The following is a 24,086-nucleotide window of genomic DNA, read 5'->3' on the forward strand; positions in this document are numbered from 1 at the left end:
GAGCCTATATGAAATTACTGTTTTAGAAGTAGACTCATACTATGATACTGTATAGTTATAAATTTAGTAATGGAGGTAAATTGTGAGAAAAAACAATAACGTATTATGGGTGTCTATATCTATACTTATTTTAATAGTCGCGATGTCTCTCACTGGTTGTTCCAAAATGCAAACAAGAATTAATCTCATGGGAGAGAGTGAACATTGGAGAGGCGAGCTAGATACGACAGTAACAAATGAAAGAGCGGAAAATGGAGAATATACTATATTTTATAAAAAAGATAATTTGGAAGATATTAAAGAATATAAAATTAACATTAATGAAGGAAGAATAATTAGAAAGGAGAGCGATTTAACTTCGAAATCTATAGAGTTCCCTATAACGAGTACAAAAGGTTCAATGGTTAGTAGGAATGAAGACCAAACTATTGTCATTGAGTGGACAGATATGAATGGTAACAATTTTGAAGAGAAACTGATCTTATCAGAAAAATAACCCAAAAAAAACCGAAGCGAGTGCCTGGAGTCCCGGCAAACTTGCTTCGGTTTTTCAATGCTTGGTTAAACGTTAGGCATTCCTTATTGAGACTTAGCTTGCTGCTGGCAAAGATACAGCGGATTTCGTTACTTGTACCGTAATCGTTTCAGTGCTTGTCACACCCGCTGCATTGATCAGCTCAGCACGATACGTGTACGTTCCATTCGCGTGACCGGATACATCTGTCACAGCGCTTTGTGCATTAGGTGTTACTGCGTTCAGTGCTTTGGTATCGATCAGTTGACCATTCTCATAGAGACGGTATTCTGATGCGTTTGTTCCCCACCACAGATTCATCGTCACTTTGTAGTTGCCGTCCCCATCCCAATTGTCTTGGGAGAGAACTGCTTTGCCAGGGGCAGCATTCGCAACTTGCACCGTGAGTACTTCACTGCGAGTTGTACCCTTGGAGTTCGACAGCTCAGCTACGTAGGTATAAGTACCGTTAGCTTTACCATTGATCGTTGTTTGGGCCGATTGCGCCGCTGGTGTAGCGTCTGTCAGCTTTTGTGTGTCAATCAGCACGCCATCTTCATACAGCTTATAGCTTGTGCCATTGTCACCCCACCAGAGGTTCATAGTAACGGTATAAGACCCTTCAGAGAGACCGTTGCTGTAACCATTGTTGGATGTAAGCGCTGGTTTACCTGGTGCGCCAACAGCTGGCGTCGAAGGTCCTTCTTCGCCGCCTTCTTCAACGGCTACGAAATCGTTCAAGCTTCTAGGCTTCAGTTGAAATACATCTTTGAAAATAGCGGCAACACCTGTCACGCTGATTTTATCGCCTGCTGCATAAGGGAAGGTCGTTTGCGTTACACCTGTGCGTGTATCCACACGTACATGCGTGCTTGTTCCGTCCGCTGCAACTGCATCGAATTCAAACGAACCTACCGGTGTTGCACTGATGATGTTCTGAACAGTTACTTCTTTCAATTGAACGAGTTGACCCTGGTTTGCAGCCGTAACTGCTGGCACTTCAATGGCAGCAGGGATGGAGGCTGTACCCGTTTTCTCGATCGCTACGATATCCGTAAGCTCAAATTCACTGTTGTATAGCGCCGTTGCTGCGGTTACTTTAACCACATCTCCAGCGTGGAAGCCGGCAGTACTTTGGAAAACATAAAGGCCACCGGTGGTGTCTTGAAGATAGAAGGATTGTCCACCAAAAGCACCTGGCTCTGTAGTAACTACACCCTCAACTGTAACCGTTGAACCAGCTGCTTTGGTGCGTGCATCAGCAATGCTGATCGTTGCCGGGATTGGTCCTTCTTCTTCCGGAAGCTGCTCAGCCGGAACATTGCCGACGGTAACTGCAGTCGTGATCAGGTTGCTGCCGTTCAGACGCAGACGCAGGCTGGCAGCGCCCGTTGTACCTGATTTAATGCGGACATTCAGGTCTTTGATTGCGCGACCTTTGCTGTCGGAAGTTACGCTAAAGTTGGAGCTATAACCGTACGAAGTCGGCCATGTACCACCTTCATTCTGAATCATGGCGACCTGTGTTCCGCCAGTCAGGTAAATTCCTGCACTGTAACCGGAAACGGTTGTGTTAGCAGGCATGTTCTCTACAACCACACGGATCTGGAAATCCTCCGCATTAGGCAGGGTTTCCTGCTTCACGATGCTGTAGGAAGCGTTCGCGCTTGAAGCTGGTCCACCATAAGAACCTGCTTTGAACGTGGAACGATCATACCACTTGTATCCTGCAGCTGGTGCAGCCCAAGGTTCAGCCTGTGGTTCTGTGGAAGCAGCAGGTTGTTCGAACGGAAGCAATGCTGTTGCATTATCCAGTTGAAGTCCGTTCACTTGAGTCAAGCTAGTGTAATTTTCTTGATTAGCAAGCCAGTTAACGGTATTGACCAGCAATTTGCCGTCATCAACTTCTTTGAAGCCGTCATACGTTGTTTTGCGAGCGCCAGTCTCTTCGCGAAGATACTTCGGTGAAGCATCTTCAACCGGAGAGGAATCGCCGATAAATGCTGCTTTACCTGCACCCAGCTTGGAAACGGCTACGTAAGGACCTTCCTCAACTCCACCGCCATTGTATACGCCCTGGTCGACAGCGTTCGGCCAAGCGTCATTCGTTTTCGGCAGGTATACAATACCTTTAGCCTTTGTTGGATCAGTGATCGCAAGAGTGGACCCTGCGTGCATGGCTACAGCAGATACACCTTCTGTAATGCCAAATGCCTGTCCAGCAGGCACAATGTTAGTAGCGTTAATATCGCCTAATGCGTTGTAACGGAAGCGTACTCCGAAATTATCGGACAGCCAGTCGCTGCTAGTTACATTTTGCATAGCCTCAGAGTTACGTTCCTCTGTGCTCATGCCTTTGGCTGGATCTTCGAATGCGCCACGACGATAGCCGTTAATCGCTTCAGAACCGTCCCAGCGGTTTTTGTTACGGTCAGCATTGTAGTGATCTCCAATGAAGAAGATGCTGCCGCCTTTTTCTACATACTCTTTCAAGGCTGCCTGTTCTGTCGTTTTGAAGGGAACATTGGGTTCAGCAATGACAAACACGTTATATTCTTTCAGATCGTCATAGGTAAAAGGAGTCGTCTTGCGCAGTTCCTTTACATAATATCCATCATTCGCGAGTGCATTGCCGAAGTCTGAGAAGCCTCCGTCAATGACCCAGTCAGCTGCTCCAGCTGTCTGTGCATGAGTATTGTCGAACAATACTTTCTTGCCTGCATTTCCGTTAACAACCTTTGCCTGAATGAACGGTGCAGGGTCTGTTGCCCATTCGGCCTGAACCGATGCATCTCCATTCCACAATCCAATCTGAAGCGGCAATGCCATGGACAATGCCAGGAGTGATTTTACCCATACTCCTCGCATACGTGTCAATTTACCCAACCAAATCCCTCCCAAATATTAGTTGAAACATGAGTTCGTCCATATTCTAACACACCAAAATCTCACATAGTCATAACAATTTGTAAAAACGAACTCGACTTTTGTAAAAATGAGTCCTTTGTCATGCTCCATCTAACAAATTTTGATACTTTCTAACATCAGATGTTGATTTCACGTCATTTCTGCTCATGAAAAAAAGCCATCTCTTATGAGATGACTTTGGCCCGAATCCGATTGACAGCATGGAATACCGAGGATTTGATCATGCCTTCACTACGGTTAACGAGCTGGGCGGTTTCTTTGATGCTGTACCCGTGAATCACGCGTAATTCAAGAATTTTGCGATGCTCTGTATTGTTAATGATCGACACAAGGTCGTTAACACCTTCAGAGATCTCCAATTCGGATGTATCACAGTGATACGTCTGCATCTCCAACTTACTGTCCCGCTTCAGTGTACGGGTCCGCTTGCGGAATGTATCCATGGCGAGGTTACGGGCAATTCTTTTGAGGTAGTAGAGAAGTCGTTCTTCCGGAATGTCTGCCGATACATTCATCATTCGAATGAAACACTCCTGCGTGAGATCCTCTGCATCCTGTTGATTTTTGACGATCTGAGATAGATACCGTGTCACTTCTGATTTATAGTTTACATAAGCATCATGAATGGTTGTTTTGTTCACGTGATGTTTTCCCCTTTGGATACCGATCTGGCTTTGTCCGGTCTGGTTTGTTCTCTGTGTTCCAAGTATATCGGGATGATGTTTCCAAAGACGCCAGACTTGTATCCGAGTTGTAACATTTCCGGTGAACCTCTGTTCAATCCAGGAGCAGAGATACAGAATATAAGGCAGATGAAATTCATAGAGCAGGGAGATTAAGATTCATCATGAGACCGAAACAGATTTTGATTATTGAAGACGAAGAGTCCATTCGCGACATCCTATCCTATTCGTTGCGTAAGGAAGGATTTGAGATGACCGAAGCAGCAACAGGCAGAGAGGGCTTGGATCTGCTCAGGGAGTCTAGACCAGACTTGATCCTGCTCGACCTGATGCTGCCGGACATGAGCGGGTTCGATGTATGCAGACAACTTTCCGTGAATTCGAAGATTCCTGTAATTATGATTACGGCGAAGTCCGATATGCTGGACAAGGTGCTCGGCATGGAGCTGGGGGCGGACGATTATATTACCAAGCCATTCGACATTCGTGAGGTAGTTGTGCGCATTCGGGCCATTTTCCGCCGGATTGATCTAATCAGCGAGACGCTGGAGAATCAGTCCTATGAAGTGGTACGGCTTGGTAGACACATTGAGATCCGCAAGGATGAGCGTGAAGTCTGGAAAGATGGGGAACGAGCCGGACTGACCAATAAGGAGTATGATCTGCTCTTATATTTGGTCAACCATCACCGCAAAGTACATACAAGGTCCGAGTTGCTGGATAAAGTGTGGGGATTTGATTTTCCCGGAGATACCCGGACGGTAGACATTCATATTCAGCGTATCCGCAAGAAGCTGGATAGCGGGGAGCAGGGGATTTCACTTATTGAGACGGTCTTCGGCGTGGGTTACAAACTGAATATTCAGGTGCATACATGAAGTGGACGATCCAGTTCAAAATGGTCGTTCTTTTCTCGGTCATCGTATTTATTGGTTTTTCGGCCTTGCTCATTATTTCGAATAAAGTGGGTGAGGAGAACATGTACAGGGAAGTGCAGGAGGACATGGTGCAATCCAAAAAAAATCTGGATATCGCGCTCAATCAATACTTCCTGATTCATAATAAACGGATTAGTGAGGACTCCCTGGGAACAGGGAATCGGGACCTCGCAGAACAGATCGGCTCCGCAGTAGGCGGCAAGGTCATAGTCTATCGGTCTGATGGCACTCCGTTTAGCAACGTGGGTGCGGAGGCGAAGCTGGCTGCTGCTCAAACCTCTGATCTACAGGCTGCCATGAAATCAAAGATCGCCTTTACAACCGTGGTGGACAAAGGCAGAGTAACAGGGAATCTGTCCTTTCCTGTGCTGTCGGAGGGGAGCATCCTTGGCATTATCCAGCTGGAAAGGGATTATACGGATCTGTTCAAACGGCATCTGCGATTTCAGAACACCATCAAGGGCTTTGCAGCCGTCATTTTTGTGTTTGTTTTCATTGGATCTGTCTTTATTTCACGCCAGATTACGAAGCCGATTCGTGTGCTGACAAAACGTTCAGCCGAAGTTGCACAAGGCAGCCTGAATGCAGACATCCACATCTCAACGAAGGATGAGATTGGAGAGCTGGCTTCCAGCTTTACCGTTATGATTGCTCGGGTAAAGGAGCAGATTGACGTGATTGAGAGAGAACGGGATGAGGTCAAGCATTTACAGGCACGCAACAAGGTTTTTTTTGACAATGTGACGCATGAATTAAAGACACCGCTGACCACGATACTGGGGTATGCCCAGATTCTGCGGGATAATGGATTTACGGATCAAGCGTTCTTCGATAAAGGGTTGAAATATATTATCAACGAGAGCCAACGCCTCAACGTCATGGTTGCGGATATCCTGGAAGTGACCGTATCGTCCACACCGATTCAGACCTTCCGTTTTGAGCGGGTGAATGTATCGAATATTATTCGGGAAGCCTGCGAAGACATGTCCATCAAGGCGGGCAAGTACAATATTGGCATTCGCTATGAGCTGGAAGAATTGCTGTATGTCCAGGGGGACTGGAATAAGCTCAAGGAAGTTTTTTTGAATGTGCTGGATAACTCGGTCAAATACGGGAATGTGAATTCCATCATTCAGGTCCAATCGTTTCGGCTGGGGGATTCGGTAGCCATACTGATTCGTGATGAAGGAGAAGGCATTCCGGAGGAAGCGCTGAAGCATGTATTTGAACCCTTTTACCGGGATAACGGGATGATCAGGACAGAGAAGGGAAGCGCCGGGCTGGGCTTGTCAATTGTGAAAAACACGGTGGAGCAGCATGGGGGAACGGTGGAAATGAAGAGTATATTGAACAAGGGAACACAGGTGAATATCAGTCTGCCTGGAGAATCGGACGTATGAAGAAACGAGGATTTTGGAGCAGACATCGCGATATGCTTATGTTATCCGGTTTGCTGATTGTATTTGTCGGAGGTATCTTTGGCATTGGTAGTCTGTTCAGCATTGGACATGGGAAGCCCAGGACCGTCATTCTGCCGGATAAACAGTTCAATAGCCGCCTCGCCCCGCCGCCAAGCAGCACCATTCAGATTGAGTCGGCTACCAAGCTGCCCAATGACTTTGCCATCTATGATTTTGAGGTAGCTGATCCCAACACGGTCATATTGAATCGGCCGGATCGTTCCTATACCGGGATCAAGCTGTCACAGCTGCATATGGATGATAATCTCTTGAAGGACATCGCCACGAATACAGAGTATGGCATTACTCTGAGTCCGGATCAGAGCAAGCTGATTTATTCACAGTACCGATCGACTCAGGCGCAGAAGACAACCTATGAATATGATTTGAAAACAGGAGAACATCTCAAGCTGAAGAATGACAACTCCTATTCACGCGTCTTTGTAGGTAATGAATCCTACATCGGATATGATGACCTGGTGTTCAACATGGTGGAGCTAAAGACAGGAAAGAAACATGAATTGTACAGTTATGATGAGTTAGTTGCCAAGGTCGCACAGACGAGCAACATTTCCAGTCCGGATGATACCCTGATTATGCTGGATTCATATGAGATCAGTCGGGATTTATCACGGGTGTATGTGCTGGTCAAACTGAAAGAAAATTACGCCGTCTATAGCTTCTCTCTGAACGACAAAAATGATATCACTGCATACACCCCTGCCCAGGATATACAGCAGTTTAAGGTATTGAAGAATGGGGACATGCTGATTCAAGGCATGATCAACAACGAACAGGGATTGTACAGATATCGAGCGGATACCAAAAAGTTTGAGCTGCTGGTCAAAGGGCCTATCTGGAGCTTCGATCTGGATGAGGAGGAGTCCCGCATTGCCTATTTTTTGACACTCGAAGGACAGAAGAATGAGGTGCACATTGCCTATCTGAATGACCGGAAGCTGGGGTCCGATACGGTTATTTACCGGAATATCGATTACTTTATCAAGTTGAAATGGAATGACAGCAATCTCTTTGTTGTCGGGAGCTCTATGGAAAAAAGCGAGTTATATCGGTTTAGCTTCCGAGCTTGGTAAAGATGTGAATATGGAATGCTCAGAAATTAGGCCCTATGGAATGAAGTCGCTATGTTAAGGACTGAACCCATAGGGTCTTTTTGTGATTTGAACATGTTGCATAAATCCAAAGAAGGCCATTCGATCCAATGGTGTAAAAGGCTGATTTTACAAATTGGATACAAGTCCAGATTGGACCGATACATCTGATGGCTATAATTACCTCTATTACATCGATGAGAGGAAGCCGGATTCATGCTGCGAGTTGAACAGGTATCACACACGTTCCGCAATGCACAAGGGATTGTTCCCGTATTGCAGGACATTAACATATCCGTGGGTAAGGGTGAGATGGTTGCACTGCTGGGAAGCTCCGGTTCAGGCAAATCGACGTTATTGCATCTGATGGCAGGTCTGATGAAGCCGGACACAGGCAAGATCCTTATTGCAGATCAGGATATTGTGCGTATGAGTGAGAACCGACTGGCGGAATTCCGCCGGACACATATTGGCTTTATTTTTCAGGCGTATGAGCTGCTGGCGAACCTGACAATTCGGGAAAATGTGGAGCTGCCGCTCGTGTTTCAGGGCATTCGCCCATCACGGCGTAAGCAAAAGGCGATGCACCTGCTGGAACAGGTTGGCCTTGTCGGCAAGTCCGAATTATTCCCTTCCCAGCTATCAGGAGGGCAGCAGCAGCGCGTCAGCATTGCGCGTTCACTGATTACGGAGCCGTCCGTCATATTCGCGGACGAGCCTACCGGGAACCTGGATACCCGAACGGAGGAAGAGATCATTTCCATTTTGCAACAGCTGAATCGGGAGATGCATACAACATTCGTTATTGTCACGCATGAGGCTGAAGTGGCGGAGCAGATGCAGGTTGTCATTACATTGCAGGACGGATGCTTGGTGGAGAGCGGCCAGTCCAAGGCAGTAGAGCAAGGAGAGCGGTTGTGAGAGTTCTGGATGTGTTGCGAATGTCATGGGGACAGATTGTGCGCAGAAAGGTGGTTACTCTTCTGTGCATGATTGGCCTGTCCATCGGCTGTGCGGCCATGATTATCGCGTTAAGCGTGGGGCAGTCGGTACAGGTCTATGGTGAGAAAACGTTAAACGAGAATTACAAAATGGATGAGATTACAGTATCCCCCAATGAGGGAATCGGTTCGAGCGGAAGCAATGGGCAGACGTCCACCTTCGAACGAGGAGCGCTGACGGCTCGAAAAATCGATATTATTGCTAGCCTTCCGCATGTCGTCGCCGTTGCTCCGATGCTGAAGCTGGATATGCTGGAGATGGCTACATTGGATGGCAAAAGCTCCAATGTGGAAGTTATCGGTACAGAGCTTGGATCATTGAGCCGTTTCGGCTACCGTTTTGACAAAGGCGGGGCATCAGGGATTAGCGGAGCCGCTATTGTGAATTACGGTGCAACCTTCGGACTTGTGGACGCCGAGGTGATCCGCGAACTGAACAACAAGCTCATGGAGGATTCGTTTAATGATGAGTTTCTACAGCAATACATGGCGTTGATGTCTACCCAAACCGAATTGTTTCAGGCCCAGTTTAACCTGAAATATCAGGACATGAATGATTCATCCAAAGCCAAAACAAGCTCCCCTTTGCGAGTGACGGGTGTACTGAAGGTGCCTGGCGGCATGAGTGAGAACAATGCCATGTATGACAAAAAGGTCTATGTTTCCCTCGAAACCGCCCGGATGCTCGCTGAACAGTTCCAGAGCAGTCAGGCACAGGCCGCAGCAGCAGGACGGTTGAACTCGGCGCTCGTGAAGGTAGAGGACAAAAAGTATGTGGCACAGGTGCAGGAGCAGATTCAGAAGCTGACGCTGATGACAGACAGCAATCTGTATCAGGAGCAGGCGATGAAGGAACAGCTTGGCATGTACCAAAAGGCCGCTATGGGCATAGGGATATTCGTTATGCTGCTGGCTTCTCTATCCATTATCGTTGCGATGATCATGTCCACACATCAGCGCCGCAAACAGATTGGCGTCATGAAGGTGCTGGGAGCCAATCTGTGGCAGATCAGGCAGATGTTCATTACTGAAGCTGCTGTACTTGGAGTGTTGGGCGGCATTGTTGGTGTCTTCATCGCTTACGGAGCCATTCAGGGGGTAAATGGACTACTCCAAGGACAAATCTCGATGGAAGCAAGCACACCTCTCCAAGTGGTTATTGAGACGTCGGCCCTGCCTGCTGGTATAGCGTTTGCGGTGTTGACCGGAGTACTCTCGGGAATCTATCCGGCGATTAGCGCCTCGCGTACAAATGCGTTGCAGGTAATTAAATCCGCATAAATATAAAGCAGAGATACAGGAAAGCACAGTTTAGGGATTTAAGGATTTAACAGACGGAAATCACCAGACAGATTCAATGAAGGGACATACGGCAATGAAGAATTCGGCAATAGGCAAATGGATAAAGAGAATCATCATGATCGGACTGCTCGCAGGCGCTGGATATTTTCTGTACCAGCAATATAAACCGGTACCCGAAGCGCCCATCGAGGCTCCGCAGCCCATTACATTTGGAGTCACACAGGAGACGATCACGCAGGAAATTCAGGTCAAAGGCAAGTCGGCTTATGCCAAACAGACGGATGTGTACGCTCCTTTTGCCTCGAAGATAAAGCAGTGGAATGTGGAGAATGGGGAGCCCATTCACAAGGGAGCCGTCATGTTCTCGCTTGATTCGAAAGCATTGCAGACGGAAGTGCAGCAGTTGGAGACCGATATTGAGAAATCGAGGCTGGAAGCTCAATTGAATGAGATTGGTCTTACTCAGGGAGAGGGTCCCGAGCAATTGGGGGTTACTGAAGAAGAACGGAAGAAAGCCTTCGCCGAGCGGGAAACAAAACGACTGAGCAACGAAATGAACAAGGAATCCATCGCCGTAAAGGAGCAGGAGGTTCAGGCCAAGAAAGCGGTCATGGGTTTATCCACCGTGTACGCGCCTGTATCCGGTGTGTTTCTGATGAACGATACGGAGACCAAGACACGTATGGTGAGCGAAGGTCAGTATGTGGGTACCATTGTGGACACAGGCAAATTACAATTTGTGGCGGCCATTAGCGAGCAGGAGCTATTCAAAATCCAAACAGGCATGCCTGTAAGTGTACATATGACGGGAAACAAGGAGGTTCCGTTAACCGGAAAGGTCATCAAAATCTCCAAGTTTGCCAAAAAGGGAACGGAAACAGATCTGAAACAGCCTTCCCAATTCGATATTGTCATTGATTTGAAGCCAAACGCCAAGCTGATCGGTGGATTAAGTCTGGAGGGCAAGATTGAAACGCTGCGCAAGGAGAAAGCGACGGTCGTTCCCACGCTGGCGGTCATGCGAGATCAGGATACGGCATATGTGATGCTGGATCAGGGCAACGGGCAATATGCACAGCAGACGATTCAAACAGGCATCGAGACAGATGACAAGACTGAAGTATTGAACGGCTTGAAACCAGGAGATATTGTTGTGCTTCCATAAAAAAATAGCATGAGAATATGCTATGTCAATTAGCTCATTACGGGGGGATAAGCCCGTAATGAGCCTTTTTTATGGCTTGGGGAGGCACATCTCGGAATTCCTGCCTGATTTATGGAATTAAATATAATAAATTTTAATAAATTCAATTTACAGTAATATTTACATGGAGTATAATCGATTCATAAGGAGGTGGACACGCGATGTGAGGTTTGTATCGAGGGTAAGCCTTTTTTTTAAAACCTCTAAAAGTAAGCGCTTACTTTAATTAAGTCAGAGCAATGCCTTGAAAGCCGTTCACCAAAGATCACCCGCACACACCTACAGATGTTATCCCCCTTGCTTTGTCCCTTAACCTCAGTGTAAGACACCATTTCTGTTTCTTGTTTCACACCTTATTGTTGTTGACCTAGCTTGTCCCAATTGAACTACATTCATGGAGGTGAAGTTCCTACAGCTCATCCATACGTTCTCTACCGTGCATAGCATCTTGCCGACACAGAGGATCAGACATGAGTATATACCCAATCCAAGTACAAGAAAGGTGGAACCCTAATGACAAAATCGAAAACCTTATCGAAAGGCGGAAAGGTGCTTCGCAGAAGTGTAAAACAAATGCTGGCAGCAACGCTGCTCGCGGCGGGCATTTTCCCGGGCATGGCTCCAGGAGTGAGTCAGGCGGCTGAAGCGCATGTGGATAATCCGTTTGTCGGAGCTACGTCGTATTTAAACCAGGATTATTCCGCTCTCGTGGATACGTCCATTGCTCTCACCAGTGATGCAGCGTTAAAAGCCAAGATGGAAACGGTGAAATCCTATCCAACGGCAGTCTGGATCGACCGTATTGCCGCCATTAATGGTGGAACAGACAATGCTGGACGCAAAAGTGTGGAGCAGCATCTGGATGCCGCCTTGGCACAAAAGAAGTCAGGTACTCCAATTACCGCTTCATTCGTTATCTACAACTTACCTGGGCGGGATTGTCATGCCCTTGCATCCAATGGTGAACTTCCACTAACACAGGCGGCACTGCAGACTTATAAAAATGATTATATCAATGTAATTGCCGATATTTTTGCAAAGCCCAAGTATCAGGACATTCGCATCATCGCTATCATCGAGCCGGACAGTCTGCCCAATCTGGTAACCAATCTCAGTACACCAGCTTGTGCCCAGGCGAGTTCAACAGGAATCTATGAAGCTGGCGTGAAATACGCCTTGGAAAAGCTGCATGCCATTCCGAATGTGTACAACTACCTGGATATTGGTCACTCCGGCTGGCTTGGTTGGGATAACAACCGTACAGGCGCAATTTCGCTGTATACCAGTGTTGTCCAAGGAACAGCAGCAGGTCTGAATAGCGCCGATGGCTTCATTACGAACACAGCGAACAGCACACCGCTGAATGAACCGAATCTGCCTAATCCGGATCTGAATATTGGCGGACAACCGATCAAGTCTTCCAAGTTTTATGAGTGGAACCCTTACTTTGACGAAACCGATTTCACTGCGGCACTGTATAGCGGATTTGTACAAGCTGGCTGGCCGGCCAGCACGGGCTTCCTCATTGATACCAGCCGTAATGGATGGGGCGGGGTGAATCGTCCAACGTCTGCCACAGGCAGTGATATTAACACGTACGTGAACTCCGGGCGTGTGGATAAGCGCGATCACCGGGGGAACTGGTGTAATAACAGTGGAGCAGGCATAGGTGAAGCTCCTAAAGCAGCACCAGGACCAGCCCATCTGGATGCCTATGTATGGGTCAAACCTCCAGGGGAGTCTGATGGCTCCAGCTCGGAAATTCCGAACAACGAAGGAAAAGGCTTCGACCGGATGTGTGATCCAACCTTTACAACTCGTGATGGTGTATTGACGGGTGCACTGCCTAACGCACCAGTGTCGGGTCACTGGTTCCATGACCAATTCGTCATGCTGGTGCAAAACTCATTCCCTGTTCTTCCAGCCAGCAATGGTGGAGGGGGTGGAACGACAGCTCCAGCAGCTCCGGCAACACTGTCTGCGACAGCAGGCAACGCACAGGTTTCCCTGAGCTGGACAGCCTCTACAGGTGCGACTAGTTATAACGTGAAACGGGCGTTGAGTGCGTCGGGTCCATTCACTACGGTTGCTGCGGGCGTGACAGGCACATCGTATGCCAACACAGGTCTGATCAATGGTACAACCTACTATTATGTGGTTAGTGCCGTGAATGCTGCGGGTGAGAGTGTGAATTCGGCTGTAAAAAGTGCGGTACCAGTAGCAGGTGTGACTGCCCCTGCTACACCAACAGCGCTGACAGCTACGGCAGGCAATGCTCAAATCAGCTTGACCTGGGCGGCTTCGGCAGGAGCGACAGGTTATAACGTGAAACGGGCGTTGAGTGCATCGGGTCCATTCACTACGGTTGCTGCCAATGTGAGCGGCACATCCTACACCAATACGGGTCTGACCAATGGAACGACCTATCATTATGTGGTTAGTGCCGTGAACGCTGCCGGGGAAAGTGTCAATTCTGCCGCAGCTTCTGCAACACCGCAAAGTGTAGTTGTTCCGACCAGTGACCTGGTTCTGCAATATCGTGCGGGAGATACCAACGCGGCAGATAACCAAATCAAACCGTATTTCAACATCAAAAACGTAGGTAACACGGCTGTAAATCTGAGTGATCTGAAAATCCGTTATTACTTCTCCAAAGAAGGTACCGTAGCGATGGACTCTGCTATCGATTACGCTCAGGTTGGCGGAGCCAACATCCAGCGTACGTTCACTGATTCCTATGTGGAGCTGAGCTTCACTTCTGGAGCAGGCGCGATCCAGGCAGGTGGACAATCCGGAGATATCCAGCTCCGCATGTACAAAACGGACTGGAGCAACTTAGATGAAACCAATGATTATTCCTACGATCCAACCAAAACATCCTATCAGGACTGGAACAAGGTGACCCTCTACAAAGGCGGTACCCTGGTCTGGGGCATTGAGCCTTAAAAGGAGCGAATACAAAAAAGGGGCGTTTCCCAGTCATGAACATGACTGGGGAACGTCCCTTTTTTCAATTTTAACGAATGGAGTGCGTCTTATTTCGTGTAATGGAGCTAGTGCAGTGTTTTAACGAATCGTATACACGTTATTACCAGGTTTTCGCCCTGTGTTCACTCTGTTTTCCGATGGTTTTTACCAGATAACGTACCGGAGTTCGTTAGTTTTTCTATTGCCGCTAATCTTCGGAATAAGGTGTGCTCGTTTCGATAGAGTCCTGAACAACACTGAATATTGATCGTTTTGGACGGATATTTGCCTATGTCACAGCAGGTGGGATGTCTATAATAATACCCGATGGGCAGGATGAAGCTGCTCTAATGGAGAGGGAATGGAAGGGGGACGGAGTCAAAGAAGTCTGTTCAGGAGAGCTATTCATTTATATTTTTGTAAGCGCATTCAGTAAAATTTGAAGGATATGAACGTCTGTATGGATTGACGGATGTCGCAACGATCCAAGCACAGCCATAAGCATCACCCATTCTGTCTCAAGGAGAGTGAAGGTCGATGAAATCCAAAACATTAGCGCCGATACATAAAGGATCGGTTTCAGGTATGCACTCCAATCGCAGGAAGGTGCGTATGCCACTTGCAGCCAAAATGCTGTCTTCGGCACTAAGCGTTGCTTTGCTCGTTGCGGGAACAGCGGGTGCGAGCGGAGCAGCAGCTTCCAGTGAGAACAGCGCGGCAGAGGCCAGCGTGCAGTCACACAAGGGAGGGAGTTCTTTGAAAGAAATTCAGCTTGAGTATCTTGATCGCGGTCTGGTTGCGGCGTCTACTTCCGAGGGTGTTTTTCTCAGTTGGAGGTTGCTTGGTGACGAGGCCACAGGTTATAGCGATAAAGGTCTGACAGGCACGGATTTCAACGTATATCGGGATGGCAAGAAGATTGCTACGGTCACCGACAGCACCAACTATGTTGATGCCGCAGGCAAATCGTCGTCCCGTTATGAAGTGGCAGCGGTAAGCAAGAAGGGCAAGGAGAGTAAACACAGTGCATCCGTCAAACCTTGGGCGAACGGCTACGTCGATATCCCTTTGCAAAAACCGGCCGATGGTGTGACGCCAGTGGGGGAAGCCTACTCGTATTCTGCGAATGACATGAGTGTGGGCGATGTGGACGGGGACGGTCAGTATGAGTTTTTTGTAAAATGGGACCCTTCTAACTCCAAGGATGTCTCGCAAAAAGGCTACACCGGTAAAACGTACGTGGATTGCTACACGCTGGACGGACAATTGTTGTATCGGATCGATCTCGGGGTTAACATCCGTTCGGGTGCTCATTATACACAGATGCTCGTTTATGATTTTGACGGGGATGGCAAGGCTGAGATGATGTTCAAGACTGCACCGGGAACCAAGATCATCAAATATAACAAAAAAGGAAAGGTCACTTCCGAAAAATACATCACCCTTCCGAAGCAGGATCGTAAGGCAGGATACTCCAACGAAGATGATTACCGTTTAAGTGCAGATGGCTACTATGATCATGTCGTGGATATGTTCAAAAACTGGCATAAACATGAAGAGGTCGTGAAGGGCAACTGGCCTGCTACGTTGGAGGAAGCTTTTGGGATTGAGAAAAAGTATAGTTATCCATTGTCTCAGAAGGATGCTGAGAGCTTGGCAGATTACTTCATTGATGTGTATGCACCAAGCCGCAGTGACAAGAATGAGCTGCGCAAGTTCGAAGGTTTTATCGTCGATGGACCTGAGTATGTAACGGTGTTCGAAGGAGAGTCGGGCAAAGAGCTGGAGACCATTCCTTATGAGCCGGGACGGCAGGACGATGGGTTGATGTGGGGCGATTATGCAATGGCGCGTATTGAACCAGCGAACCGGGTAGATCGTTTCCTGGCAGGCGTGGCATATCTAGATGGAAAGAAACCGTCTGCGATCTTTGCACGCGGGTACTACACACGTTCGACCATGGTCGCCTACAACTGGGATGGCAAAAAGCTCAAGCGTGAATGGAAAGTGGACAGTGGCTGGACGCCAATGAAGAACCCGTTCAATGACGGTCCGCATGGAGTGGACGGTACTGATCCAGAGTATGGCTCCATTACAACGCAAGGTGCGCACTATTTCAGTGTTGCTGATGTGGATGGAGACGGTAAACAGGAGATTGTGTACGGCTCAGCCACGATTGATCATGATGGCAGTGTGCTGTACAGCTCCAAGGACCTGATGCCTGCGGAGAGTGCTGCTCCGGGAACGATTGCACGTCTGGGCCATGGGGATGCGCTTCATGTAGCGGATATCGATCCCGATCGTCCGGGACTGGAAATCTTCATGGTGCATGAGGGCGGTCCTTGGGCGCCATACGGATATTCCCTGCGGGATGCGAAGACTGGGGAAGTGATCTATGGCGGATACACAGGCAAAGATACCGGACGTGGCATGATCGGTGATGTAGACCCGACTCGTCGCGGGTTGGAGACATGGGCTGTAGGATTGTGGACAGCCAGCGGAGAGAAAATAAGCGATAAAGCCCCGGGCACGAATATGAATATACGATGGGCCGCCGATATGACAACTCAGATCGTGGACGGTGCCATCGATGTTACACCTACGATTAAAGATTGGAATCGAGGCACGCTGCTGACCGCAACCGGAACGTTGACTAACAATTATACCAAGGGTACGCCATCTCTCGTTGCGGATATCTTCGGGGATTGGCGGGAAGAGATGCTGGTGAGAACTGAGGACAGCTCGGCGATCCGCATCTACCTGAGCACCGAGAAGACCGATCGCAAACTATACACGCTGATGCATGACGCCATGTATCGTGTCGGCATTGCCGGGCAGAACAGTGGATACAATCAGCCGTCCTACCCATCCTTCTACATGGCATCGGATATCGACTGGTCGAAGGTTACGCTGCCGAAGTTCGACACGCCCAAGTCGGGTAAGGGTGAAAAGTGAGAAGTAATAGGCGATAGGTTTTCAAAAGTATTATTTCTTTATAGGAAGTGTTTACTATTGTATTAAAGTGAAGCTCTGGAGTACCCTCAGTGCGTTTAGGCGTACGGGAGGTTACCCGGAGTTTTTTTGATATGGTCAAACCGAAACAACAAACGACATCATCATTTCAAATGTGCTACGGATGCAAAATCTTGAATGGTGTACTTTCCGTTTTCATGAATCAATGTGGTGATGGAGCATTCGGGAATCAGTTGACTTTGCATGGCGATAAAATTAGGATGCCAGACGTTAAGTTCAAGCTCTGGGAATGTGTTTACTAGAAAATCCGTAATTAACCCGCCATGAGTAACGATAACGATATGGCTATCTGGTGGCTCTACATTCGTCAATTCCGTTAGGAAAAAGGCCAAACGTTGGCCTGCCTGCTTAGAGGAATCACCCACAGGTGGGAGGTAGTCTGGATCACTTGTGCATCTGTCCCACATGGCGATGAATTCTTCAAATGTTTGTTCAGGCAGGTCCCCCCAGTTGGCGCGTTCACGCAGACGCTGGTCTTCCATCACTGTAACGTTTGTTTGGAGAGCAATATGCGCCGCAGTGTTGATCGCTCTTTGAAGTGGGCTTGCAATGATTTTGGTGACAGGTACGTTAGCCAATTGATGTGCTGTCGACTTAGCTTGTACAACTCCCTCGGATGTGATGGGAACATCACCGATGCGCTTTTCTTTTAATGCATGCCTCACCAGAAAAAATGTAGTTTTCATAGTCTCACTACCTCCTCGTTATAGATTAGATTAGATAAAATAAAATTGATTAGATTTATAACTAATTATATGTTTATCTAATTTATAATCGCAATGATTTTTCAATTACATGGTGAAATACATCGCCGAGACTTGCTACAATGGAGAAAAGTGAGGATCGTTGCAGCAACGGAGGTGCAGGCATTGGAAGCAAAACATTGGACAGGCAGTCTGTTTCAGGAGAAACTGCGCATGGAGGACTATGGACCGCGTTTCTACGCGTATTATTACAAGCAATGGGACAACTACCAGATGTCCTATCACGATCATGATTCCACGGAGATCATGTACATTATTTCGGGAATGTGCCGGGTCGATGTACAGATGCCGGATGGCAGCTCGGAACAGGCAGTATTGAAAAAAGGGCAGTTCATTCTGCTGGACGCGGGGGTTCCACACCGTCTGCTGGTAGAGGATGGCGTCCCGTGCCGCATGCTCAATGTGGAATTTGGAGTTGCCAGATCGCAGCCAGGCCAGCCTTCCATTCGCCAGCTCGCACTGGAAGAGGAGGAAGTCCATGCTTTTCTAGCACAAGCCACGCCTTATGTGGTTTTGCCTGACCCGGAAGAGGTGTACCACATTATGAAAAGCCTAGTGCTGGAGCTGGATCAGCGTGGACTGATGGAGCAGGGTCGATCTTCTGCACCTATTCGGATTATTCCGCCGGAGGAACGCTCGCATCATCGCGAAGCCCGTGATCTGAAGTCGCCTGAGCAAGGTACGCTGGTACGCACGTTGTTTATCCAACTGCTGGTTCGGGTCGCAAGACTGCGCGGGGAATTCAACCGAAGTGCGTTGGATCAGACGGAGCTGTACGTGAAACGTACGATTGAATTCATGCATCACAATATGGATCGTAATATTCAAATGAAGGATATCGCAGCAGCAGTGAATCTGCATCCAGGCTATTTGCACCGTATTTTTCGCCAGCACACGCAGCGCACGCCTACCGACTATCTCACGATGCTCCGAATGGAAAAGGCGAAGATGCTGCTGCAACAGACCGATATTCCAATCTCCGAAATTTCCGATTACGTTGGCGTGGGGAGCAGACAGTATTTTCATATGTTGTTCAAGAAATATACAGGCCGAACTCCGGTTGAATTCCGTTCCTCGATGGAGCGACATGTCAGTCATTATCCACTGGAATAATAGGGGGAATAGGTACTCTGTTTTTATCTGAGCAGGATAGGCTGAATGATCTTCGGACACAAAAGTGAGGATTTTTGACAGCTACTTCGTGAACTGGTCATGATTTTGATAACGCTTCCTTATGTACCGTTGTTACAATGATTTCATCAGGCAACTTCAATTCAATTGCAAGTGTTACTGAATGAAGTCATTAACCGAAGCCAATCGTTTCGGATTACGGGAGGAACTGTGCATGTCGTTTAAAGTGGCATTTATCGGGGCAGGCAGTATCGGATTTACGCGGGGGTTGCTGCGGGATTTGCTCGCGGTACCGGAATTCAACAATATTGAGATTGCGTTCTGTGATATCAATCAGCACAATCTGGACATGGTCACCGAGCTGTGTCAGCGCGATATCCGCGAGAATGGACTGAATATTCAGATTCAGCCGACAACGGACCGGAGAGAAGCGCTCAAGGACGCGAAGTATGTACTGTGTACAATCCGAGTGGGCGGGTTGGAAGCTTTTGCAACCGATGTGGATATTCCGCTCAAATATGGGGTAGATCAATGTGTCGGCGATACGTTGTGTGCAGGTGGGATTATGTACGGCCAGCGCGGAATTGCTGAGATGCTCGACATCTGTAAGGATATTCGTGAGCAAAGCGCACCGGATGTGCTGCTCCTCAATTATTCCAATCCAATGGCTATGTTGACCTGGGCCTGCAACAAGTATGGCGGTGTTCGCACGATTGGACTATGTCACGGGGTACAGCATGGGCATCACCAAATTGCGGAAGCATTTGGACTGAAAATGAATGAAGTGGATATCGTATGTGCCGGAATTAATCATCAAACCTGGTACATCAAGGCATCCCATGAAGGTAAAGACCTTACGGGTGATTTGCTCGAAGCCTTCGAGAAACATCCAGAGTATAGCCGTACCGAGAAAGTGCGGATTGATATGTTGCGCCGATTTGGTTATTACAGCACGGAATCGAATGGTCACCTTAGCGAATATGTGCCTTGGTACCGCAAACGTCCAGAAGAGATCAAGGAATGGATTGATCTGGGCAACTGGATTAACGGCGAGACAGGTGGGTATTTGCGTGTGTGTACAGAGGGCAGAAATTGGTTTGAGACTGATTTCCCGAACTGGATGAAGGATGAGCCGATGCAATTTGCCCCGGAAAAACGAGGCGGAGAACATGGTTCCTACATTATAGAAGGATTGGAGACGGGACGCGTATACCGCGGACACTTCAATACCGTCAATAACGGTGTGATCTCCAATCTACCTGATGATGCGATCATTGAAGCACCGGGATATGTGGATCGCAACGGCATTTCGATGCCGTATGTAGGCGACCTGCCACTCGGCCCGGCTGCCGTGTGTAACGTAAGCATTTCCGTACAACGGCTTGCGGTTGAAGCTGCGGTACATGGTGACGACAAACTATTGCGTCAAGCGTTCATGATGGACCCACTCGTAGGTGCGGTATGTAATCCAAAAGAAATCTGGCAAATGGTTGACGAGATGCTGGTCGCTCAAGCCGAATGGTTGCCTCAATATGGTGACGCCATTGCTGCGGCAGAAGCAAGACTTGCTGCAGGCAACCTGATTCCTACGAAGGAATATGAAGGTGCTGCACGTCTCAAAGTGAAAACCGTTGAGGAGATGCAGCAGGATCGCGACGCTGCCAACAAAAATGCGGGTGAATCGGATAAAGGGAAAGATCGGGAGAAAGTGCAGCAATAGATAAAAATGAGTAGGGCCTCTCCAAAATTGGAGGGGTCTTGTTTGGTTCTATTTTTTTTCGACACCACGGATTACAAAGGCAAAAGAGGTATCACCCAAGGAAACCTGCGAATTTTTTGGGGAAGACCAGCCGACAAAGGCTCCATAATAATGAGTACCTTTTTCCTGTGCAAACTGGAATGATCCTTCTCGGAAAGAGATGGGACGTGCCTCCCCGTTCACATATTCAACCAGAGTGAATTCGTTAGGCGGTACATCCGTATTCAAGTTAATAGATATGTTCTCGCCCACCAACACCGAGACAGGTACTTTACCTTCCAGCAATTCCACATCACCTGCATAGTCAGCACACATACCTCCCCAGCAATAACTGCCCTGTACAGCTGGAATAGAGATGCCGCTTTCGCTCTGGATAGTTGGCGTAGGCAGTTTCTTAGGTAAGTTAGGTCCAGGTTCCTTAGCGTTCTCCTCTAGTGAACCCAATTCAGCTTCCTTTGTATCTGGCGATGGGAGAGAGGGAGGTTCGTTTGTGCCGTTAATTGGAGTAGGATTACAGCCGGATAATATCAGCAAAGTTGTAAGGAACACGAGTGAAGCCAATATTCTTATAGTAATGAAAAAATTTATTTTAGCCACCTCCCTAATATCTTCCAGACGAAGAAAAAGAGAAGAATGTTGCTCATTGCCACGCATATGTACCATGCGATACATATTACCTTTACAGACATAGTAATATGTCTTATAGTATACCCAGGATTGAAGAAAGTCGGTGAATCTGGCAGATGGATGAACAAGCGATTAACAGTGACCTCATTCGAGGCAACATTGACCCCATTATTCTGAGTGTACTTATACCGAAGGATAACTACGGCTATAGCATTATTAAGGAAATTTATCGCAAGAGTGGAGACCGGTTTGAATTAAAGGAACCGACACTCTATTCCAGTCTGAAAAGGCTGGAGAAGAGCGGATATGTGGAATCCTACTGGGGGGAAGAGAGCCAGGGAGGACGACGCAAATATTACCGAATTACAACGCAGGGGCAGGAAGCTTATACCCAGCAAGTTCACGCTTGGCACGCAGCCAAAACATTGATTGACTGCATGATTATTTCCGGGGAAAAGGGAGATGAAGGGATATGACATTGGAAGCTCGCATTACCCGCTATGTGAATCGTCTGTTCAATGATGCGCAGGATACATTGGCCAATCAGGAGTTAAAAGAAGAGATTCACAGTAATCTCGCTGCACGAATTGAAGATTATATGGAGCAGGGTATGGACGAGGAGCAGGGTTTTCAGACTGCCATACAACATGTGGCTGGCATGGAGCAGATCATGAGTGATCATCGCAGGGTGCATCGCGTTCCTTATTGGACTGCGGTGTTGCAGTCTGCCTTGATCTATAGTCTTATCGCCTGGATCATTACCATTCCAATGAGAGTCATGGTCCAGGGCGCAACCATTAACAATTTGCTTATGATCATGAGTGTGATCGTTGGTGGAGCGTATGTATTTTACATGATGAAAAATAAAAATACTTCGACTGATCCAGAGGACACTGCCGTTATTCGTACACCTGTGTTCTTACAATGGACGCGCAGAGTGTGGTGGTTATGGGCAGGGCTCATCGTTGTGTTATGGGGTACACAGGCGGCGCTGCGATTTGGAAGCAACATCTGGTATAGTCGACCGATTCAGGTAGAGGGACCCTATCAATTTACGGTAATCGCAATTGCTTTTGCCATACCTTTATTAAGTATTATTATTCCTTTGATCGTGCAGAGGGCGTATCGGATCGTGAGCAAGTATGAGGCAGGCGATGTCATATGACGGGAAAGAATAAATGGATTATTGCATTGGTCATGCTCGGTATCTTTGGTGTTATTGTGGTTGAGGGCGTCGTTAATCCGAGAATAGAGGCGAAGCAGTCGCAGTATGAAGCAGAGCAGCAAGATCCGTTGACCCATGATTTTGCGGCATTAGCGAAATATCGCAGTGCTTATATGGGAGACTTCTCTAATCTCAGCCATTTGAATCAAGCCTTGCCTCTAAACGGCCAATTGAATGGGTATCAGTTGGTTCCAGAGACATTTACGGCTCAGATTAATTACAGGATGAATACCAGCGAGATGAAGCCCGAAGAGTTGGAACGAATACTTGTATATAATGCTGCTGCCAATTTTGTATGGATTGATAATTTGGAGCATGTGCTTTATTCATTTGAGGATGTTCAATATACTTTGAGCCGTGAAGCCGCCCAGCAATGGGCCGGAACGGAACTGAAAACCCTTCAGGAACCTGAGGAGTGGGATATATCGGTGCGTAAGAAGCTGGTAGAGCCCATGCAAGTGAAAGCAGCTTTTTCACAAATTGTTGACAATTAAGCTGGTTCAAAGATAAGGAAAAGGTAAGAGGCTCGACTCTTCTCTTATGCTATGTTATTATAAGACTCTGATAACGTGGTAACGAACTAAAGTGTTTGGGTTTTGGTTATAGACATGGAGGGGTTAGAGAGATGAGAAAACAAGCGATATTTCTATTATTGATCAGCATATGCATGATTGTTGTTGCGGGGTGTTCCAGCTCGGGAAGCAAAGATGAACATGCCATTATTGTGGGGATAGATGATAAATTTGCTCCAATGGGCTTCCGGGATGACAAGAATGAAATTGTTGGTTTTGATATTGATTATGCCAGAGCGGCAGGGGAGAAAATGGGGAAAGAAATTACGTTCCAACCCATTGATTGGTCTTCCAAAGAATCGGAGCTGAACAGCGGCCGAATCGACCTGATCTGGAACGGGTACACGATTACGGATGAACGGAAAGATAAAGTGCTGTTCACGAAGCCGTATCTAGAGAACAGCCAGGTTGCAGTTACACTCGCGGACTCACCGATTACGAAGTTGGATGAACTGGATGGCAAAAATGTAGGATTGCAGGCGCTGTCCTCTGCGGCAGATGCACTCGCGGCAAGTCCTCTCAAGGATAAAGTGAATGCTTCCGAATTCCCGGACAACGTACTGGCGCTAACCGATCTCAAGACGAAACGTTTGGATGCTGTCATCATCGACGAAGTGGTCGCGAGATATTACATGTCCAAGGAAGAGGGAACGTTCAAACTGCTGGATGAATCCCTTGCTCCGGAACAATACGGCATTGGTGTGAAAAAAGGCAATGAAGAACTGCTGAATCAGTTGCAAAAAGCGTTGGATGAGCTGAATGCCGATGGCACAGCAGCCGAGATTTCCACCAAATGGTTTGGTGAAGATGAAGTTTTGAAATAGGATCAGGCCACTTGCCTGACATATGTAGTAAACAACATGACC

General features: G+C 47.7%; 19 protein-coding genes. 15 read left to right on the forward strand and 4 right to left on the reverse strand.

Annotation, left to right across the window (positions count from 1 at the left end; genetic code table 11):
- Positions 1 to 82: 82 nt before the first annotated feature.
- Positions 83 to 496 (forward strand): hypothetical protein, encoded by a 414-nt coding sequence (locus BUA17_RS22905; RefSeq protein WP_063565945.1) that lies wholly within the window; start codon positions 83 to 85, stop codon positions 494 to 496.
- A gap of 93 nt (positions 497 to 589) precedes the next feature.
- Here BUA17_RS22905 and BUA17_RS22910 read toward each other — a convergent pair whose 3' ends face one another.
- On the reverse strand, positions 590 to 3,382 hold the full coding sequence (locus BUA17_RS22910) for a chitinase N-terminal domain-containing protein (protein ID WP_063566059.1): 2,793 nt from the start codon (positions 3,380 to 3,382) through the stop codon (positions 590 to 592).
- A 224-nt stretch (positions 3,383 to 3,606) separates the two neighbouring features.
- Positions 3,607 to 4,083, reverse strand: coding sequence for an RNA polymerase sigma factor (locus BUA17_RS22915; protein WP_063565944.1), 477 nt, complete (start codon positions 4,081 to 4,083; stop codon positions 3,607 to 3,609).
- Positions 4,084 to 4,289: 206 nt separating this feature from the next.
- On the opposite strand from BUA17_RS22915, the gene BUA17_RS22920 reads away from it, so the two are divergent.
- The 8 genes from BUA17_RS22920 (at position 4,290) to BUA17_RS22955 (ending at position 17,064) form a co-directional block, all read left to right on the forward strand.
- On the forward strand, positions 4,290 to 5,003 hold the full coding sequence (locus BUA17_RS22920) for a response regulator transcription factor (RefSeq protein ID WP_024628875.1): 714 nt from the start codon (positions 4,290 to 4,292) through the stop codon (positions 5,001 to 5,003).
- On the forward strand, positions 5,000 to 6,463 hold the full coding sequence (locus tag BUA17_RS22925; RefSeq protein WP_072735130.1) for a sensor histidine kinase: 1,464 nt from the start codon (positions 5,000 to 5,002) through the stop codon (positions 6,461 to 6,463). The genes BUA17_RS22920 and BUA17_RS22925 overlap by 4 nt, the downstream gene beginning before the upstream one ends.
- Positions 6,460 to 7,617: a hypothetical protein gene (locus BUA17_RS22930; RefSeq protein ID WP_072735131.1), complete on the forward strand. Its 1,158-nt coding sequence runs from the start codon at positions 6,460 to 6,462 to the stop codon at positions 7,615 to 7,617. The genes BUA17_RS22925 and BUA17_RS22930 overlap by 4 nt, the downstream gene beginning before the upstream one ends.
- A gap of 234 nt (positions 7,618 to 7,851) precedes the next feature.
- Positions 7,852 to 8,556 carry an ABC transporter ATP-binding protein gene (locus BUA17_RS22935; RefSeq protein WP_063565941.1) on the forward strand — a complete coding sequence of 235 codons (705 nt, stop codon included), beginning with the start codon at positions 7,852 to 7,854 and terminating at the stop codon, positions 8,554 to 8,556.
- Positions 8,553 to 9,917 carry an ABC transporter permease gene (locus BUA17_RS22940; RefSeq protein ID WP_064640419.1) on the forward strand — a complete coding sequence of 455 codons (1,365 nt, stop codon included), beginning with the start codon at positions 8,553 to 8,555 and terminating at the stop codon, positions 9,915 to 9,917. The genes BUA17_RS22935 and BUA17_RS22940 overlap by 4 nt, the downstream gene beginning before the upstream one ends.
- Positions 9,918 to 10,011: 94 nt before the next feature.
- Positions 10,012 to 11,103, forward strand: coding sequence for an efflux RND transporter periplasmic adaptor subunit (locus BUA17_RS22945; protein ID WP_211754055.1), 1,092 nt, complete (start codon positions 10,012 to 10,014; stop codon positions 11,101 to 11,103).
- A 552-nt stretch (positions 11,104 to 11,655) separates the two neighbouring features.
- The gene (locus tag BUA17_RS22950; RefSeq protein ID WP_072735132.1) at positions 11,656 to 14,088 is read left to right on the forward strand and encodes a glycoside hydrolase family 6 protein; all 2,433 of its coding nucleotides are present in this window, start codon (positions 11,656 to 11,658) and stop codon (positions 14,086 to 14,088) included.
- A 633-nt stretch (positions 14,089 to 14,721) separates the two neighbouring features.
- Positions 14,722 to 17,064 carry a rhamnogalacturonan lyase gene (locus BUA17_RS22955; RefSeq protein ID WP_072735221.1) on the forward strand — a complete coding sequence of 781 codons (2,343 nt, stop codon included), beginning with the start codon at positions 14,722 to 14,724 and terminating at the stop codon, positions 17,062 to 17,064.
- A gap of 161 nt (positions 17,065 to 17,225) precedes the next feature.
- Here the strand turns inward: BUA17_RS22955 and BUA17_RS22960 are convergent, their stop codons facing one another.
- A complete protein-coding gene (locus tag BUA17_RS22960) occupies positions 17,226 to 17,828 on the reverse strand; it encodes a histidine phosphatase family protein (RefSeq protein ID WP_072735133.1) in 603 nt (200 codons plus the stop codon).
- Between the two features lie 231 nt (positions 17,829 to 18,059).
- Between BUA17_RS22960 and BUA17_RS22965 the strand changes: the two genes are divergently transcribed.
- Both BUA17_RS22965 and BUA17_RS22970 read left to right on the forward strand, forming a co-directional pair.
- Positions 18,060 to 19,019 (forward strand): AraC family transcriptional regulator, encoded by a 960-nt coding sequence (locus BUA17_RS22965; RefSeq protein ID WP_072735222.1) that lies wholly within the window; start codon positions 18,060 to 18,062, stop codon positions 19,017 to 19,019.
- 232 nt (positions 19,020 to 19,251) lie between these two features.
- Complete coding sequence (locus BUA17_RS22970) at positions 19,252 to 20,757, forward strand: alpha-glucosidase/alpha-galactosidase (protein WP_072735134.1); 1,506 nt, start codon at positions 19,252 to 19,254, stop codon at positions 20,755 to 20,757.
- Between the two features lie 48 nt (positions 20,758 to 20,805).
- Here the strand turns inward: BUA17_RS22970 and BUA17_RS22975 are convergent, their stop codons facing one another.
- A complete protein-coding gene (locus BUA17_RS22975) occupies positions 20,806 to 21,240 on the reverse strand; it encodes a hypothetical protein (protein WP_072735135.1) in 435 nt (144 codons plus the stop codon).
- Between the two features lie 299 nt (positions 21,241 to 21,539).
- Here BUA17_RS22975 and BUA17_RS22980 point away from each other — a divergent pair, with 299 nt between their 5' ends.
- From BUA17_RS22980 to BUA17_RS22995, 4 genes are all read left to right on the forward strand, one after another.
- Entirely contained in the window at positions 21,540 to 21,899 is a 360-nt protein-coding gene (locus BUA17_RS22980) for a PadR family transcriptional regulator (protein ID WP_072735136.1), read from the forward strand.
- Positions 21,896 to 22,588 carry a permease prefix domain 1-containing protein gene (locus BUA17_RS22985; RefSeq protein ID WP_072735137.1) on the forward strand — a complete coding sequence of 231 codons (693 nt, stop codon included), beginning with the start codon at positions 21,896 to 21,898 and terminating at the stop codon, positions 22,586 to 22,588. Before BUA17_RS22980 ends, BUA17_RS22985 begins: the two co-directional genes overlap by 4 nt.
- Positions 22,585 to 23,142 carry a DUF4825 domain-containing protein gene (locus tag BUA17_RS22990; protein WP_072735138.1) on the forward strand — a complete coding sequence of 186 codons (558 nt, stop codon included), beginning with the start codon at positions 22,585 to 22,587 and terminating at the stop codon, positions 23,140 to 23,142. Before BUA17_RS22985 ends, BUA17_RS22990 begins: the two co-directional genes overlap by 4 nt.
- A 131-nt stretch (positions 23,143 to 23,273) precedes the next feature.
- Positions 23,274 to 24,044, forward strand: coding sequence for an amino acid ABC transporter substrate-binding protein (locus tag BUA17_RS22995; protein ID WP_072735139.1), 771 nt, complete (start codon positions 23,274 to 23,276; stop codon positions 24,042 to 24,044).
- Positions 24,045 to 24,086: the final 42 nt, after the last annotated feature.

Origin of the sequence: Paenibacillus sp. ov031, from assembly GCF_900143165.1 — a bacterium.
GTDB classification, from domain to species: Bacteria; Bacillota; Bacilli; order Paenibacillales; family Paenibacillaceae; genus Paenibacillus; species Paenibacillus marchantiae.

Coding starts and splice junctions, on each gene's coding strand:
- BUA17_RS22980 (WP_072735136.1), top strand. CDS start 21,540: ATGGATGAACAAGCGATTAACAGTGACCTCATTCGAGGCAACATTGAC.
- BUA17_RS22985 (WP_072735137.1), top strand. CDS start 21,896: ATGACATTGGAAGCTCGCATTACCCGCTATGTGAATCGTCTGTTCAAT.
- BUA17_RS22960 (WP_072735133.1), bottom strand. CDS start 17,828: ATGAAAACTACATTTTTTCTGGTGAGGCATGCATTAAAAGAAAAGCGC.
- BUA17_RS22995 (WP_072735139.1), top strand. CDS start 23,274: ATGAGAAAACAAGCGATATTTCTATTATTGATCAGCATATGCATGATT.
- BUA17_RS22935 (WP_063565941.1), top strand. CDS start 7,852: ATGCTGCGAGTTGAACAGGTATCACACACGTTCCGCAATGCACAAGGG.
- BUA17_RS22920 (WP_024628875.1), top strand. CDS start 4,290: ATGAGACCGAAACAGATTTTGATTATTGAAGACGAAGAGTCCATTCGC.
- BUA17_RS22970 (WP_072735134.1), top strand. CDS start 19,252: ATGTCGTTTAAAGTGGCATTTATCGGGGCAGGCAGTATCGGATTTACG.
- BUA17_RS22955 (WP_072735221.1), top strand. CDS start 14,722: ATGCCACTTGCAGCCAAAATGCTGTCTTCGGCACTAAGCGTTGCTTTG.
- BUA17_RS22910 (WP_063566059.1), bottom strand. CDS start 3,382: ATGCGAGGAGTATGGGTAAAATCACTCCTGGCATTGTCCATGGCATTG.
- BUA17_RS22965 (WP_072735222.1), top strand. CDS start 18,060: ATGGAGGACTATGGACCGCGTTTCTACGCGTATTATTACAAGCAATGG.
- BUA17_RS22930 (WP_072735131.1), top strand. CDS start 6,460: ATGAAGAAACGAGGATTTTGGAGCAGACATCGCGATATGCTTATGTTA.
- BUA17_RS22950 (WP_072735132.1), top strand. CDS start 11,656: ATGACAAAATCGAAAACCTTATCGAAAGGCGGAAAGGTGCTTCGCAGA.
- BUA17_RS22945 (WP_211754055.1), top strand. CDS start 10,012: ATGAAGAATTCGGCAATAGGCAAATGGATAAAGAGAATCATCATGATC.
- BUA17_RS22925 (WP_072735130.1), top strand. CDS start 5,000: ATGAAGTGGACGATCCAGTTCAAAATGGTCGTTCTTTTCTCGGTCATC.
- BUA17_RS22990 (WP_072735138.1), top strand. CDS start 22,585: ATGACGGGAAAGAATAAATGGATTATTGCATTGGTCATGCTCGGTATC.